The sequence below is a fragment of the Dactylosporangium sp. CA-139066 genome (assembly GCF_050936175.1).
Lineage (GTDB): Bacteria > Actinomycetota > Actinomycetes > Mycobacteriales > Micromonosporaceae > Dactylosporangium.
Genome location: NZ_JBNJNH010000001.1, coordinates 3,238,792 through 3,255,470 on the forward strand (window position 1 = coordinate 3,238,792; position 16,679 = coordinate 3,255,470).

At 69.4% G+C, this 16,679-nt stretch carries 10 protein-coding genes; 7 read left to right on the plus strand and 3 right to left on the minus strand.

Features of this window, described 5'->3' with window-relative positions:
- The first annotated feature begins 5 nt into the window (after nt 1-5).
- The 5 genes from eccCb to ACQEVU_RS14815 all read left to right on the plus strand — a co-directional run bounded on the left by eccCb (nt 6) and on the right by ACQEVU_RS14815 (nt 8,544).
- On the plus strand, nt 6-4,058 hold the full coding sequence (gene eccCb, locus ACQEVU_RS14795) for a type VII secretion protein EccCb (protein ID WP_433323685.1): 4,053 nt from the start codon (nt 6-8) through the stop codon (nt 4,056-4,058).
- Nucleotides 4,059-4,128: 70 nt separating this feature from the next.
- Nucleotides 4,129-4,446 (plus strand): WXG100 family type VII secretion target, encoded by a 318-nt coding sequence (locus ACQEVU_RS14800; protein ID WP_433323687.1) that lies wholly within the window; start codon nt 4,129-4,131, stop codon nt 4,444-4,446.
- Between the two features lie 40 nt (nt 4,447-4,486).
- Entirely contained in the window at nt 4,487-4,798 is a 312-nt protein-coding gene (locus tag ACQEVU_RS14805) for a WXG100 family type VII secretion target (protein ID WP_433323689.1), read from the plus strand.
- Between the two features lie 8 nt (nt 4,799-4,806).
- A complete protein-coding gene (locus ACQEVU_RS14810) occupies nt 4,807-6,207 on the plus strand; it encodes an EsaB/YukD family protein (protein ID WP_433323691.1) in 1,401 nt (466 codons plus the stop codon).
- Between the two features lie 12 nt (nt 6,208-6,219).
- Entirely contained in the window at nt 6,220-8,544 is a 2,325-nt protein-coding gene (locus ACQEVU_RS14815; protein ID WP_433323693.1) for a hypothetical protein, read from the plus strand.
- 70 nt (nt 8,545-8,614) lie between these two features.
- Here the strand turns inward: ACQEVU_RS14815 and ACQEVU_RS14820 are convergent, their stop codons facing one another.
- Nucleotides 8,615-9,223, minus strand: a complete 609-nt coding sequence (locus tag ACQEVU_RS14820; protein ID WP_433323695.1) for a hypothetical protein — start codon at nt 9,221-9,223, stop codon at nt 8,615-8,617.
- Between the two features lie 141 nt (nt 9,224-9,364).
- On the opposite strand from ACQEVU_RS14820, the gene ACQEVU_RS14825 reads away from it, so the two are divergent.
- Entirely contained in the window at nt 9,365-9,811 is a 447-nt protein-coding gene (locus ACQEVU_RS14825) for a WXG100 family type VII secretion target (RefSeq protein WP_433323697.1), read from the plus strand.
- Nucleotides 9,812-9,939: 128 nt separating this feature from the next.
- Nucleotides 9,940-15,765 (plus strand): hypothetical protein, encoded by a 5,826-nt coding sequence (locus ACQEVU_RS14830; protein ID WP_433323699.1) that lies wholly within the window; start codon nt 9,940-9,942, stop codon nt 15,763-15,765.
- Between the two features lie 75 nt (nt 15,766-15,840).
- On the opposite strand, the gene ACQEVU_RS14835 is transcribed toward ACQEVU_RS14830, so the two are convergent.
- Together ACQEVU_RS14835 and ACQEVU_RS14840 are read right to left on the minus strand one after the other, a co-directional pair.
- Nucleotides 15,841-16,335, minus strand: coding sequence for an IS3 family transposase (locus tag ACQEVU_RS14835; RefSeq protein ID WP_433323701.1), 495 nt, complete (start codon nt 16,333-16,335; stop codon nt 15,841-15,843).
- On the minus strand, nt 16,325-16,660 hold the full coding sequence (locus ACQEVU_RS14840) for a transposase (RefSeq protein WP_433323703.1): 336 nt from the start codon (nt 16,658-16,660) through the stop codon (nt 16,325-16,327). Before ACQEVU_RS14840 ends, ACQEVU_RS14835 begins: the two co-directional genes overlap by 11 nt.
- Nucleotides 16,661-16,679: the final 19 nt, after the last annotated feature.

A 16,679-nucleotide genomic window follows, 5' to 3' on the forward strand; every position in this document is an offset into this window, starting at 1 on the left:
GTGGAATGAGTCGGCTCGCGTTTCACCGTCCGGCGCGGTTCCTGCCGCCGCCGCTGTCCGACGAGAAGGTCGTGCTACCGACGCCACCGGAGGCGCGCTCGGGCACGGGTGCCTCGACCTGGGTCAGCATGGTCCTGCCACTGATCAGCAGCTTGGCCATGGTCGGCTACATGATCAGTTTCGGCCGACCGCTGCTGGTCGTCATCGGTATCGTCTTCGTGCTGGTCTCCATCGGTACCACGGTCACGATGCAGGTCCAGACGCGCAGCGCCAACCGCAAGGCCGGCAAGCGGCAACGGGCCCGGTACAACAACCACCTCGCCGCGGTACGGTCGCAGGCCCGGGCCGTGGCGACCGTACAGCGGATGCACGTGGCGCTGGTCCACCCCGAACCGGAGCGGCTGTGGGGCATCGTCACCGGCTACCACCGGGTGTGGGAGCGGCGCCAGAGCGACCCGGACTTCCTGCGCATCCGCCTCGGCGTCGGGCAGGCGCACCTGTCAACGCCGATGCAGATCGGTACCCGGCTCGACCCGATGGCCGAGTACGACTGGGACTGCCTGCAGGCCGCGCAGAAGCTGGTCGACCGGATGGGCCGGGTCGAAGGGCAACCGAGCGTCGTGGACGTCGGCGCCGGCGGTGTGATCAGCGTTCTCGGCCCGAGGCCGGCAGCCGACGGGGTGGTGCGCGCGTTGTTGTGCCAGATCGCCGTGCTGCACGCGCCCGAGGACGTGGCGATCGCGGTGGAGGCGTCCGTCGGCGACTGGGAGTCGGCCAAGTGGCTGCCGCACACGATCGAGCCGGATGCGCCCAGCGAGGCCGGGGTTGTGCCGCTGGTCGCCGCCGGCCCGGAGGACCTCGCCGACTACCTCGAGCGGGAGCTGCAGCGCCGGCAGGAGCAGGCCGCCGCGCGGCGCGGCCAGATCGGCTTCGACCGCGGCAGCGCGCCCGTCCAGCGGCGCCTGATCGTGCTGTTCACCGGTTTCGACCCGGTATCGGAGTGGGGCCGTTCGGCACTGCTGCGCGCGTTGCTCGAGGCGGCCGGCCCGCAGCTGGGCATCACCCTGATCTTCCTGGCCGAGCGAGAAGTCGACGAGCCGAGCCGGGTCGACCTGCGCATCCAGCTGACCGACACCAACGAACTGGAGGTCACCGGCACGCCGGCGCTGGTCGCCGCCACCGCGCAGTCTGTGGTGCCCGACGTGGTGTCTCCGGCGACGGCCGAGCTGATCGCGCGCCGGTTGGCCCCGCTGCGCCTGTCGGACGAACGCGACCAGGTGCTGAGCCGGATCGTGTCGCTGACCGAGATGCTGCTGGGCGGCGACCCGGCGACCGCCGACATCACCGGCCGGTGGGGGAACGCCACCGGCGAACGCCTGCTGCGGGTACCGATCGGCAGCGACGGCGACGGCGAACCGGTCGTCCTGGACATCAAGGAGTCCGCGCAGGGCGGCTCCGGGCCGCACGGGTTGATCGTTGGCGCGACCGGTTCGGGCAAGAGCGAGCTGCTGCGTACGCTCGTCACCGGGCTGGCCGTGACCCACTCACCCGAGACGATCAGCTTCGTCCTCGTGGACTTCAAGGGCGGCGCGGCGTTCGCGCCGCTGACCGACCTGCCGCACGTCGCCGGCCTGATCACCAACCTCTCCGACGACGCCGCGATGATCGATCGGGTCCAGGCCGCGTTGCAGGGCGAGCAGCAGCGCCGCCAGCAACTACTGCGCCAGGCGGGCAACCTCGACTCCATCAGGGAGTACCAGCAACGGCAGGCGGCCGGACGGCCCGGCCCGGACGGGCGACCGCTGGAACCGCTGCCGTACCTGGTGATCATCGTCGACGAGTTCGGCGAGCTGTTGTCCGGCCGCCCCGAGTTCACCGATTTGTTCGTGCAGATCGGCCGGGTCGGTCGCAGCCTTGGGATGCACCTGCTGCTGGCCACCCAGCGCCTGGAAGAGGGGCGGCTGCGAGGGCTCGACTCACATCTGTCGTACCGGATCTGCCTGCGTACCTTCAGCGCCCAGGAGAGCCGTACCGTCATCGGCACGGCGGACGCCTACCGGCTGCCACCGGTACCAGGATCGGCGTACCTGAAGGTCGACGAGTCGGTCTATCAGCGGTTCCGCGTGGCGCACGTGTCCGGTCCGTACCTCTCGGCGCAGCAACGGGCGCAGGAGCGGGCCGTGCGGTCGGCGATCGTTCCGTTCGGCATCCGCGAGCGGCCCGCGGCCGAGGCGACGCCGGCACCCGACCGGGCCCCCGCCTCGGCCGAGCAGCGGCCGGGCCCGACCGAGCTCGGTGTGGTGGTCGACCGGCTGAAGCAGGTCGGCCGCCCCGCCCACCAGGTCTGGCTGCCGCCGCTGCCCGCCGCGATTGCGATGGACAACCTGATCGGCGCGCCCGGTCTGCTGCCCGGTCGCGGTTACGGCGCCCGGATCTGGGCGCAGCCGGGCACACTGAAGGTACCGATCGGGGTCATCGACCTGCCGTTGCAACAGGAACAGCAACCGCTGGTGATGGACTTCGGCGGGCCGCACGGCCATCTCGCGGTGGTCGGCGCACCGCAGACCGGGCGGAGCACCGCGCTGCGCACCATCATGCTGGCCGGGATGCTCACGCTGACGCCGGAAGAGGCGCAGTTCTACGCCATCGACTTCGGCGGCGGCACGCTGCACCAGTACCAGTCCGCGCCGCACGTCGGCTCGGTGGCCGGCCGCGGCGACCAGCAGCTCGTCCGGCGTACCCTGGCCGAGATCCGCGGGCTGATCGTGGCCCGGGAGAAGCTGTTCCGCGAGCTGTCGGTGGACTCGATCGCGGACTTCCGGGCCCGGCGTGCGGCCGGTCGCCTGCCGGCCGGGCTGCGGACCGCCGACGTGTTCCTGCTCATCGACAACTGGGGCGCGGTGCGCAGCGAGCTCGAGGACGCCGAGCCGCTGGTCGCCGACATCGCCGCCCGAGGGCTGGGTGTCGGGGTTCACCTGGTGCTGTCGGCCAGCCGCTGGCTGGAGATCCGGCCCGCGCTGAGGGACAGCATCGGTACCCGGGTCGAGCTGCGCCTGAACGACCCGGCCGAGTCGGAGGTCAACCGGCGGCTGGCGGCCCGGATCGCCACCGCCGTGCCGGGCCGCGGTATCGCCCAGCCGGGTGTGCATTTCCAGCTCCTGCTGCCCCGGCTCGACGGTCAGGAGACCGCGGAGGGTATCGGGGAGGCGCAGGAGGACGCGCTGGCGAAGATCAGCGCGGGCTGGACCGGGGCGCCGGCCCCGGCGGTGCGGATGTTGCCGGCCCGGCTCACCTTGGCACAGCTGCGGGAGCTCCCCGTGCGCAGCACCGGCGTACCGGTGGGGCTGGCCGAGGCCGACCTGGCTCCGGTCACCGTAGACCTGTCGGGCGAGACCCGGCACTTCATGGTGCTGGGCGACTCCCGGTCGGGCAAGACCTCGTTCCTGCGGACCTGGATCGCCGGGCTGGTCGACCGGCATTCCTCCCTGGACATCCGGATCGTGCTCGTCGACTACCGGCGTTCGCTGCTCGACGCCGTTCCGGCCGACCACCTCGGTGCGTACGCCATGGACGGCCGGGCCGCCGAGGTGTACGTCCAGCAGGTCTGCGACAAGCTGCGCGAGCGGCTGCCGCCGTCCACCGTCACCATGGCCGAACTGCAGGCGCGCAGCTGGTGGGAGGGGCCGGAGATCTACGTGGTGCTGGACGACTACGACCTGGTCGGCACCGGCCACGGCTCGCCCCTCGCACCGCTGGCCGAGTTCGTACCGCACGCGCGTGAGGTCGGCCTGCACATCGTGCTGGCCCGCCGGGTCACCGGGATGAGCCGCGCGTCGATGGCCGACGTCCTGATGACCCGCATCCGCGAGCTCGGCTGTGACGGCCTGGTGCTCGACGGCGACCCGCGGGAAGGGCCGTTGCTCGGCGACGAGCGCGCGGCCCCGCGGCCACCCGGTCGCGGCGTGCTGGTGCGGCGCAGCGCCCCCAACGCCCTGGTGCAGATCGCGCTGCCCCAGGAGGCCGCCGAATCGGCGGCATCGGCACTGGCACCCAACTGAGGAGGTGTCCACAAGCGCTGTCGTACGCGGTACCAAATGAAACCTGTTGATGTGAAGAAAGGGTGCAGAAGTGGACTTCAAAGTCACTCCGGAGTACGTCGCGAACGCGGCGGCCAACTGCGACGCCACGGCCAACGAGATCCAGGCCCAGCTCGCGGCGCTGAAGTCGTACGTCGTCAACCTCGAGGCGACCTACCACGGCGTGGCCGCCACGACGTTCCAGGCGCTGATGCAGGACTACGACACGTTCGGCCAGATGCTCAACAACGCCTTGACCGACATCGGCTCGGGCCTGCGCGGCAACTACGTCAACTACACCGACACCGAGCAGCAGAACATCTCGAACCTGGTTCCCATCCAGGGCGACCTGCCCGGCGCGCGACTCTGATCCGCTTTCCCCATCCGACCGACCACACAAGGAGACTGCCATGCCCGACGTCACGGGATCGATGCTTCAAGTACCCAGCGACCTGCAGGGAGCCGGAAACTACATCAACGGCGTCGCCACCCAGATCGAGGGGGAGCTGTCGTCGCTGAAGAGCCAGCTCGCCCCGCTGATGCAGACCTGGACCGGTGCGGCGCAGGCGTACTACGAGGGCCTGCAGCAGGAGTGGAACATCGCCGCGGACGGCCTGTTCGGCCCGACCGGCGTCCTCGGCGTCATCGCCCAGACGATGAACCTGAACTGGAACAACTACACCGACTGCGAGTCCTCCAACGTGCAGACCTGGAAGCGCTGAGCGCGGCCATGCTTGACGCGCGGAGCAGAGTGACGGTAGTCGGCGTGCGCAAGCGCGTCGACGTGGCGCTGCCGACCACCGCACCGATCGGCGAATACGCGGCCGGCCTGGCCGACCTGTGCGGGCAGGAGCGCCGCAACGCGCTCCCCGCCGCCTGGTCGCTGGCCCTGGCCGGGGAGGCGGCGTTGCCGCTGGACACCTCGCTCGGGGCGGCCGGCGTCACCGACGGTCAGATCTTGTACCTGCGGGATGTCGCACGCGACCCGGACACCGAACCGATCGTCGAGGACGTCGGCGAGATCGTCGCCGAACAGGCCCAGTCGCAGCGCGACAACGCCCCGCCGGCTGGACTCGTCGTCATCGGGTTCGGCCTGCTGTGGCTGCTCGCCACCGGGCTGCTCGCGCTGTGGTACCAGGGAAGTGCGATCGGCGGTGCGCTCGCCCTCATCGCGGCGGGCCTCGTCATGGTGGCCGGCGGCTGGTCGCTCAGCCAGCGCGAGACGCCGGTACCCGCGGGCCTGCGGCTGCTGATGATGGTGACCGCGGTGCCGTGCTTCGCCGCGGCCGGCGCGCTCGTGGCGACCGCGCTGGCCGGGGGCGGGTACGCCTGGGCCGGCGCCGTCGGCGGGGCGAACGTGGCCGCGCTGATGGCACTCGCCGCGCTGCCCGAGGCCGTCATCATCGCCCTGGCGGTCGAACTCGGCGTGGCCGCCGTCGTGGCGCCGGTATTCATCGCCCTGCACACGAACGCAGTGCAGACCAGCGCCGCCGTCGTCATCGCCGCGCTGGCCTTCCTCGGCGTCGCGAAACTGCTCGCCGCGGGCATCGCCGCGTGGTCGCGGCGGCCGTCGAAGGGCCCGGCGTCGATGGAGCGGTCGGTAACCGAGCTGCTGATCCGCTCACGCCGGCTGCTGACCGTCGTCATCGCCGGGCCCACCCTGGCGCTCGCTGTGGCCTTCGTGGTCCTGGCCGCATCGCGCGGCGGATTCGCCATCGCGCTGTCCGCGGTCGTCGGCGTGGCCTTGCTCGTCCGTGCGCGGCAGCGCGGGTTCACCAACGAGCTGATCCTCATCGGCGGCGCGGGCGTGGTCGGCCTGTTCAGCGCGCTGGTCGCGCTGATGAGTCGCTACCACCTCAACGGGACCGTGACCGTCGCCGGCCTCGCGGCGCTCGGCGCGGCACTGGTCGGCGTCGGCATGGCCGGGTCGATGATGCGCCGCCAGCCGGAAACGATGCCGGTCCTCACCACGGCCGCGGGTGCGGTGCCGGGCGCGACGATGCGGCCCGACCGGTACCGCTTCATCGACATCGTCGGCGTGCTCTGCAACGTCGCGGCGGTGTCGCTGGCGCTCGGGGTTTTCGGTGTGTTCGACGACCTGGTCGGCATGGGCCGCACCATGGTCGGCTGACAGGAGGCCGCCATGACCGGTTCGGACGGACCACCCGAGATGACCGCCCGCGTCGGCGCGCTCCCGACCACGCCGCAGCAACCAGCCGTCCAGACCATGCCGGACGGAACCCGCGTGGAGTACGACGCGGACGGCAACCCCACCCGTCAATGGAACCCGGACGGTTCGGTGCGCACGTACCAGCCGGACGGCACGTCGACCGAGCAGCTGCCCGACGGCTCGAGCCTGTACCTCGACCAGTCCGGCCAGCTCGTTCGAGAGGTGACGCCGGACGGCACGACGTACACGAGCTTCGACAGCCAGGGACGCCCGACGTCGGGCGTGACACCGGCCGGCGTCAGGTTCACGCTGTCGTACGACGCGCAGGGTGACGTATTCGAGACGTTCGACGACGGTACGGTGCTGGAGACCGATCCGGGCGGCAAGCCGATTCGTGAGATCGCGCCGGACGGCACGACGTACACGGGTTTCGATGACCAGCGGCGCCCGACGGATGGTGTGTCGGCGGACGGCACTCATTTCACGTTGTCGTACGACGCGCAGGGTGACGTGTTCGAGAAGCTCGACGACGGTACGGTGCTGGAGACCGATCCGGGTGGCAAGCCGGTCCGGGAGGTGGCGCCGGACGGCACGACGTACACGAGCTTTGATGGTGGTGGTCGGCCGACGTCGGGTGTGACGGCGGGCGGTATCGGGTTCACGATCACCTATGACGCGCAGGGTGACGTGTTCGAGAAGTTCGACGACGGTACGGTGCTGGAGACCGATCCGGGTGGCAAGCCGGTCCGGGAGGTGGCGCCGGACGGCACGACGTACACGAGCTTTGATGGTGGTGGTCGGCCGACGTCGGGTGTGACGGCGGGCGGTATCGGGTTCACGATCACCTATGACGCGCAGGGTGACGTGTTCGAGAAGTTCGACGACGGTACGGTGCTGGAGACCGATCCGGGTGGCAAGCCGGTCCGGGAGGTGGCGCCGGACGGCACGACGTACACGAGCTTTGATGGTGGTGGTCGGCCGACGTCGGGTGTGACGGCGGGCGGTATCGGGTTCACGATCACCTATGACGCGCAGGGTGACGTGTTCGAGAAGTTCGACGACGGTACGGTGCTGGAGACCGATCCAAGCGGTAAGCCGATCCGGCAGATAGCGGCGGACGGCACGACCTACACGGATTTCGACGGCCAGGGCCGGCCGACGCGGGGGACGACGCCCAACGGCCTCGGCTTCACCATCGCCTACGACCCGTCAGGCGGTGCCACCGAGACGTTCGACGACGGCTCGGTGATGGTGACTGATCCGAGCGGTAAGCCCATCAAGGAAGTCACGGCGGACGGGACGACGTTCACCGGGTTCGACGACAAGGGCCGGCCGACCGCCGGTGTCACCAAGGATGGCCATTCCTTCACGATCACCTATGACGACCAAGGTGACGCGTTCGAGCACAACGACGACGGATCCGTCGTGGAGATCGGGCCGGACGGGAAGGTCATCAAGGAAGTCACGGCGGACGGGACGACGTTCACCGGGTTCGACGACAAGGGCCGGCCGACCGCCGGTGTCACCAAGGATGGCCATTCCTTCACGATCACCTATGACGACCAAGGTGACGCGTTCGAGCACAACGACGACGGATCCGTCGTGGAGATCGGGCCGGACGGGAAGGTCATCAAGGAAGTCACGGCGGACGGGACGACGTTCACCGGGTTCGACGACAAGGGCCGGCCGACCGCCGGTGTCACCAAGGATGGCCATTCCTTCACGATCACCTATGACGACCAAGGTGACGCGTTCGAGCACAACGACGACGGATCCGTCGTGGAGATCGGGCCGGACGGGAAGGTCATCAAGGAAGTCACGGCGGACGGGACGACGTTCACCGGGTTCGACGACAAGGGCCGGCCGACCGCCGGTGTCACCAAGGATGGCCACTCCTTCACGATCACCTATGACGACCAAGGTGACGCGTTCGAGCACAACGACGACGGATCCGTCGTGGAGATCGGGCCGGACGGGAAAGTCATCAAGATATGGACACCGGACGGCACCGAGATCGACTTTGCGGTCGAGATTCCCGCGCTGCACGATGCGATTGGTAAGGTGTCCGCGGAGCGGGACTCGATAAACGCCGACTTCACGGCGATGAAGGATAAGTTCGCGACGATCGAAAGCCTCTGGCAAAGCCCGGCTGGCGCATCGTTCCCGCCGCTGGCCGACACCTTCAACACCGTGACGCAGTCGTTGCTGACGCTGCTCGACGACGCGATCCACCGAATGCAGACCGCGTACGAGAACTACGTCAACACCGAGAACACCAACGTGCAGAACCTGCACTGAACAGGCTGAGCGCCGGCGGGTCGACCGCGGGCGCTCAGCCTGTTCCATTGCATTGGTGGCACGCCGTTCCTCAGCTCTGGTCGGGGGCCTGGTTCTCCATCTTCGACGAATGGCCCTCGAGATGGACAGGCAGCGTGGGCAGGTCGGAGTCCTTGTCCGCCCTGGTGTAGAACTGGCCCGCGTTGTTGAGCGCACGGACGAACTCGCCGGTCGTCTCCACCGCGTCGGCCACCTGAAGCAGGACGTTGTCCGAAACGGCGCTCATCTGCTGCGTCCAGTCGGGGTGTGGATCCGTCAGGTGCTGCGGGTTGACTTTGCTGCCCCATTGTTCGCCGATGGTGTGGTCGTCGGGTACCGAGTAGATCCAGGACTTGGTGCTGGAGATGTAGTCCTTCAGCGAGTTGTAGCTTTCGGTCAGGTCCTGGGTGCGGTTCAGGATCTGCGAAGTGGCGCCCTCGATGCTGCCCGGCGACACCACATAGTTTGGTACGACCGGCGGTTCCTTGGGACCCCGGGCGGGGACGGCGTGGCCGAACCGAGGGCCCGACGGCAGGTCGAGCGTGCCGTCCATGGGAGGCCCGAACAGCTCCCATGTCTGACCGAGGGTGGGCGGAGTAACGTCCGGCGGTACATCGTCAGCCACGAAGATCACCTTCCTGATATGGATCTGGCGCTCCATGGTCGCTCCGGATCGTGCGGCCCATCAACGTCCCGGATGTAATGACTGGCCGGTTTGATAAACCGCTCGATACGTTTCCCTGAAGGCAATGTGGTGTTGCGGACGCGCGCCCGCGGTCCGAACCGAGGCAGGAGGGGCTCGATGCCGGTACCTCCGTACTACGGCGATCGATCGCTGGTCATCAGGGTCGATCCGGACAGCATGTTCGTCACCATGAACCAGGCGCTGGTGTTGTACGGCCAAGGTGTCGCCGACAGCATCAAGCGCATTGTCGACATCTGGAACAACTTGAAGCTCGGCTGGGTCGGCGACACCGCTGACGAGGCGAAGGCGTTCAACGACGCGTGGGCCACCGCCATGATCAATCTCTTCGGCACCGACGCGAATCCTGATGTGGGGGTCCTTACCCATATCGCGGACGCTGTGATTCTCGCGTCCATCAACTACGGCGAGGCGGAGGACTCGGTGAACAAGATGTTCCAGCAGATGTCCACCTCGATGATCGCCGGCCGGGTCGCGGGCGGGCTAGGGGCACACGGAGACCCCAGCCGGCATCTCAACGACGGCCCGATCACTGAGAACACCTGACCGAACGACCGGAGCGCGGGCAGGCCGACCCGGCCGGAGAGGGACCCCAGGTGTCGTCAGACGTAGGTCATGAGTCAACCGGCCCCTCCCACGACCAGGGCGCAGGAGCCACGGGCAAGCCGAATCCGTTGCCCGATCCGGCCCTGCTGCGCGCCTTGGCGGACAGGTGGGAGGCGCTTGCCGTCCAAATGCACGGACTGGCTTCGGAGGTGGTCAGCGCCGTCGCGGGCACGAACTGGTCGGGCGAGGCCAAGAACTCCGCGGTCGGCACGAGCGAGCTCGTCGCTGATTCCGTCCGGGCCGCGGGCGACAACGCACAGCAGATGGCTGACGGGCTACGGGATTTCGCCGGCAAAGTCGATGAAATGCTGAAACAGCAAAAGGCCGCGGCGTACGCGTTCATCATCGGCTGGATCATCGACGTCGCGACGTTGGGCCTGGCGAGCCTGTTCTCCGGGCTGATCGAGGCGCTGGCGTCGCTTCTGACGAGAGTGATCAGCGCGCTGGGCGTGGAGTTGGCTTCGGTCGAGATGTTGGCCGGGTTCGCTGCGAACGCCCTTGTCTGGGGCGGCATCGCAGCTGGCACGAGCATTGTTTCGCAGCTGGCCGGTGAAGGGATCGCCGGTGAACACCTGCATATCGACCCGCTGTCGGTTGGTATCGCCGGCCTGATGGGCGGGCTGGTGGCGGGCGGCTTCAGCACCAAGTTCGGCAGAGGAGGCAAAGACGTCACAACGCTTCCGCACAACGAAGAAGCCGGTGGGTTGCCGGCGCTGGGCGGTGATCATTCGCCGTTACCGAAACCCGGCAACGATGTCGACCCTGGCGGCGCGCCGGGCAACGGCCTCCATTTGGGCGGGCCGCCTGCCGTCGAACCAGGCACGGTCACTCCGGTGCGAGCGTCGGATGCCACTGTGGTGGACAGCGTCCGTACGCCGAGGCCGACCAGCAGCGTGCCGCACGACGTGCCCGGCCTGAACGGCGACCGGGTCGAGGTGCCGGGCGGGGTGCGACCGGCCGATGCGGTGTCGGTGCCCGGCGGGCGCGGAAATGATCCGGCACGCACAGTCGATCCTGTACGGGCGGGTACGACGGTCGAGCCGACCGCGCTGCCGAATTCGCGCACCTCGGTGGTCAACCGGCCGCCCACCCTGGACGAGGTGACCGTCAGCAAGTCGCAGTTCGCCGGTGAGCCGCCGCTTTCCTCCAGCGCGGTACGTCCGGTGAATCTCGCTGCCGAGGGCCCGCACCCGAGCCGGACCAACCTCGACGCCGGCGGTCCGCCGGCGGTGCGCACGCCGACGTCGGTGAGTAACGACGTGTCGTCGGTACGGGCGCCGGGTTCGGCTGGTGGTGAGCCGCCTTCGGTTGTGGATCGGGTGGGTTCGGGTTCGGGTGGGATGAGGTTGGGGGGTTCGGAGCCGGTTCCGGGTAAGCCGGTGGTGCGGGCGTCGGGGGGTGCCGAGGGTTCCGAAGTGCGGGTGTCGGCTGGTGGTGAGCCGCCTTCGGTTGTGGATCGGGTGGGTTCGGGTTCGGGTGGGATGAGGTTGGGGGGTTCGGAGCCGGTTCCGGGTAAGCCGGTGGTGCGGGCGTCGGGGGGTGCCGAGGGTTCCGAAGTGCGGGTGTCGGCTGGTGGTGAGCCGCCTTCGGTTGTGGATCGGGTGGGTTCGGGTTCGGGTGGGATGAGGTTGGGGGGTTCGGAGCCGGTTCCGGGTAAGCCGGTGGTGCGGGCGTCGGGGGGTGCCGAGGGTTCCGAAGTGCGGGTGTCGGCTGGTGGTGAGCCGCCTTCGGTTGTGGATCGGGTGGGTTCGGGTTCGGGTGGGATGAGGTTGGGGGGTTCGGAGCCGGTTCCGGGTAAGCCGGTGGTGCGGGCGTCGGGGGGTGCCGAGGGTTCCGAAGTGCGGGTGTCGGCTGGTGGTGAGCCGCCTTCGGTTGTGGATCGGGTGGGTTCGGGTTCGGGTGGGATGAGGTTGGGGGGTTCGGAGCCGGTTCCGGGTAAGCCGGTGGTGCGGGCGTCGGGGGGTGCCGACGGTTCCGAAGTGCGGGTGTCGGCCGGTGACGGGCCACCGTCCACTGCGGATCGGTCGGTTTCCGGCTCCGGTACCGGGTCCGGGCGGCAGTTGCTGCGGTACGACTCATCGGGCAATGCGGATCTCGTCACCCTCGCCAAGGAGTACGCGTGGCCGCAGAACGGGAAAACACTTGGTGGTTCGGGTACTGACGGGCCGCCCGTTCGGGCGGCGGGTGCAGCGAACAAAACGCCGGCAAGTGTGCCGAACCCGCTGCGAGATGCGGCGCCCGGCGACGGGCCGGCGGTGTCCGCGAAATCGGACTTGGCGACCGACCGGTACACGTATGTCGAGCTGCGGTCGGACGGCACGATGGTTCCGGGAAAACTGTCCCCGAACGACGTGGTGGTCGAGGTCAGGGCGGCCAGCGGCAAATACCCAGGTGACTCTGCGTCTGGCAGAGGCCGGATCGGGGCGCGGGAGCCCGGTGAACGGATCGTCACGTACAACCCACAGGGCAAGCAGTGGGAGGTCACCGGCGTCAGTTCGGCCGGCGACCGGGCGGCGGCCGGGAGCGCCGGCATCGGCCGGCCGGGGCGGAACGAGCCGGTACCGTCATCAGCCGGGGACGGACCGCGGGAACAGTGGCTGCAACGTAACCCCAACGGAGACATCAACCTGGTGACGTTCGACCGGCCGCCGGTGCGCGAGCCGGCGCCCGCGGAGGGCGGTGGTGTCGAATTCCACCGCCTGGACGGTTCGGGCGGGGGCTGGCAGTCGATCCGGTTGTCGGGCGCCCGGCCGACCGTCGAGCCGGTGCACACCGCCACGCCCGCACGGCCGCAGGATCGTGCGGACATCCCAGCCGACCGGGAGCCGAAACGGGTTCTGGTACGCGACCCGCAGTCCCAGGAATGGCGGGTCGTCAAGCAGTCCGCGCCCGATAGCCCCAGCGGTCAAGGGGGAGCCAGGCCCGCCGCCGGAGAGCCGGACGCGGCGCCGTCGTACTACCGGTACAACGGGCGGACCAACCAGCTCGAACCGGTCCCGGTCAAGAGCGGCCGGGGGCTCGACACGGTCGAGGTGCACCTCGACTCCGGCAAAGTGGAGGTGGGCGAGTTCCATCCCACCGGCGGCGGGAAACCGGACCTGCGGTTGCGCAGTGACGGTGCGCTCGAAGGGCCGGAGACCTCGACGGTCAGGCCGGGTGACCTGTCATACGACGCGGTCGCCGGCGAGATCAGGATGACGAAGGGCGGGTTCTCTTCCGGAGATGGAGGCGGAGGCGAGGGCGGCTCTTCCGGCGGCGGCCGGCCCGGCGCCGGCCGCTCGGGCGGTGGTACGTCCGTCAAGCCGGCGTCCCGCGGTTCGCACACTCAGCTGGCCAAGGACGACGACGTGGTCTTCAGGCGGTCGCCGAAGCCGCGGACCGAGCCGGGCAATGCCACGGACGGCCCACCCGTCGTCCAGCGGCTGGAGACCGTGCTCGAAGAGCCTGGCTCCTTCCCCGGTCAGGGCCGGGTCCTCGACGAAGGGGGTCATCACAGACCGCAGGCCGGCTCCGCGTCCGGGCCGGTCTCGGCCTCGGACGCGGCCAAGGGCTCGCGGACGATCTCCTACACCCAGGAAGGGCGGCCTGTGCTGGGTCGTCCGGCCGGGTCGCTGCCCCAGCCTCCGCCTCGGAACCCGACTACGCAGGAGCCCGCCGCCCCGGCGGCGCCCCATGATGAGGTCTTGGCGGCTTCCGCGCAGGCCGATGCGCATCGCCGTACTGAGCCGGCGGACCTGTGGGCGCAGCGGCAGAACGCCGGGCGCAACGAGACGCTGTGGCCATCGCAGCAGGTGGCGAACGACGTTGCCCGTCAGGACGACCTCGTGCAGCTGCGGCAAGGGCTGGGCGCAGGCTTGGACATCACCGTGCACGGCGATGCGATCGTCCTGCACCCGCGCGATGTCCAGCCCGCACCGGTGAGCCGCCCGATCGGCTACACCACCGTGGTGGTAGATGGTGTTACGGACATTGCGGCGGTACGCGGGCTCATCACGGCCCTGCCGCCGGACCGGATCGACGGGTTGCGCGTCGAGTATCCCGCCGCGCAGCAGATCGGCGGGGCCGCGGCCACCGACCTGGCCAACCGGATTCTGACCGCGATTCCCGGCAATGCAAGGCTGAACCTGCGGCCCGATCAACTGGAGCAGCGGTTTCCGCAGAGCAGGCACCTGGTACCTGTAGACGACGCCGGTCAGGTCACGTTCCCCGAGTTCGCCACCCACTACGACGTCTACCCACCAGACCGGCCCGCCCCGCGAGACACCCCGTTCGATCTGGCGCCCGGAGACGAGCCCGGGACGTTCCGGCTCGGTGATGGGTGGGAGGCGGCGCAGACAGTAGCTGGCCTGCATTTCCGTCCTGTCGGTGCCGAGGCGCCGCCGGTCGGCGGTCGCGCCGGCAACACGCCCAGGGTCGTCGTTGGCGTGCCCGGCGTGGAGCCGCCGCCGGCCGTGCGGGCGCAGATCGACCAGCTGCTCCAGCAGCTGACCGACGGAGTAGAGATCGTCGAGCACGGACCCGCCACGCGGTTGGTCCAACCGGCCGCCGGCCCCGACGAGGGCCACCAGGAGGCGCTCGGTCCGGCCGAGCACCGGCCGCAGCCGGCACCGATCGTGCGGCATGACGCGACTGTCTCGCTGGACGGAACCGGGACGACGCCGGTCGCTGGTGCCGGATCGGTGGTGGGGCCGTCGCCGGTGTTGTCGGCGGGATCGGTGCTGCCGTCGACGGTGGGGGGTCCGGACGCGCTGTCGGAGGCGCAGCAGCGGGCGTTGGACGGGCTGGTTGGGTGGGATGTGGAGCCGTCGTGGCCGTTGTTCCTGCCGTCGGGTGCGGGTTTGCTGTCCACTATGGACTCTGGTGGTGTGTCGGGTGAGGTGGTGGTGGTCGGTTCGGGGGCTGGCGAGCCGGTGGGTGTGTTGAGTGCGGTGCAGCGCGCGGCGGGTGGCGTCGATCAGCCGGTGGTGGTGGTGTCGGTGCCGCCGGGTGGCTCGCCGGATGCCGGTCAGGTGGCCGCGGTCCGGACGTTGTTGAACGTGTATGGGTGGCGGGGCCGGGTGCCGGTGGTGGTGACCCGCGGGCGGCTGACAGCGTTGGAGAGCCTGCTGGACTTGTATGGCGTGTCGGCGGTGTATCAGACCAGTGCGGCGGGTGCCGGGCTGGGTGGCCCGTCCGGTGGCCTGGCCGCGTTGAACCTCAGCAATTCCTGGGTGCTGCGCCGGCCGGCCGGCGAACCGGAAGCGGCCGGGTTGTCGTCGGAGGTGTTGTCGGCGGAGTTGCTGCAGGCGGCGGCCGGCCGGCGCCGGCCGGTGTTCGACCGGCCGAGTACGCCGGTGGCCTCGTTCTTGTCGGTGCCGCTGCACGACACCAGCCGGATCCGTGAGACGTACGACACCTACCGGGCCCTGCTGGCACGGGATCTGCCGCAGGTACAGCAGATCGTGTCGAGGGACCCGGCGTTCGCCGGCCATCAGGCGGTGCTGGGCTTGGCCGAACTGGGACAGTTCGACGCGGCGGTCGCCTACCTGCAGGCCGGCGACGACCGTCCGGACGTCATCGCCGCGCCGCTGCTGAACATCGACCGTGACGCCACACCGGTGCAGCGGGAACGTGCGGTGGTCGGCATGCTGCCCCACCTGGCCGCACTGGCCCGGGCCGTGTCACACGACCTGGCCAGCGAGGCGATCCTCCTGGCCGTCGCCGACCTGATCACCGAGAACCGGTCCCAGGAAGACGTCAAGAACGACATCTGGTTCCACAAGAACCTCCTGCCCAAAGACGGCCGCCTCCGCGTCGGCTGGGTGACCCACCTGACCCAACTCACCCAACAACTCCCCGAACACAACGACAGCCTGGGATGGATCGCCTCCGCCATCATGAACTGCCCAGACTAACGACGAACCCCTCCACCACCGACAGCCACCCAAACAGACCCGGCAGACTCGAGGAGCAGGGGGTGAGGTCTTTGCTCACCGTGGGCGAATCGGCCTGGAGTTGCCGGAGGGCGTGGTTAGGCCGCAGCGGCCGTGTTGTGGTTTCGGGTTGAAGCGTAGTGCGCGTTTCCGTATTTCGGCGGGTGGGACGTGGCCGATCGCGGAGTGTAGGTGCCGTGGCCGGTTGCGGTCGGGGGTGGTGGTGACGGTGCGGTGCCGGCCGCGGCGCACGCCGTCGATCCCGGCCAGCTTCATCAGCCGTTCCACCTGGTCACGGCCGATGTGCAGGCCGGCCCGGCGGGCGGCGATCCACAGTTTCCGGCGCCCATACAGGCGCCGGTTCGCCGACCACAGATCGAACAGACGGTTCGCCAGATACGCCCGCCGCAGCTCAGCTTCGGTGGGTCCGAACCCGGCGGCGGCATGGGCGTAGTACGTCGACGGGGCAACCCCGATGCCGTGCTCGTTGAGCACGGCCAGGATCGGCTCGACCCCAAACCGCCCCGCATGGGTGCGGACGTCATCGATCACTGTCCGAGTCTGCGGTCGAGCTCCGCCGCCGCGAAAACGCCGACGCGGTCTTCAGGATCTCGTTCGCCCGCCGCAGCTGCGCGTTCTCGCGCCGCAACCGCGCCAGCTCGTCCTCGGCACTGCCCTGCCCGGCCGTTGACGGGGTGACCCCCTCGCCCAGATCCCGGCGGATCCAGTTCCGCAACGTCGACGGGTTGATCCCGAGCAGCTCGCCAACCTCTTGACGGGCCTTCAACTGCGAGACGTCACCCGAGGCGATCCGGTCGGCATACATCCGAACCGCACGGGCCTGCGTCTCACCGTCATACTTCTTCGGTGCTGGCATGATCCTCTCCCGGTTAGAT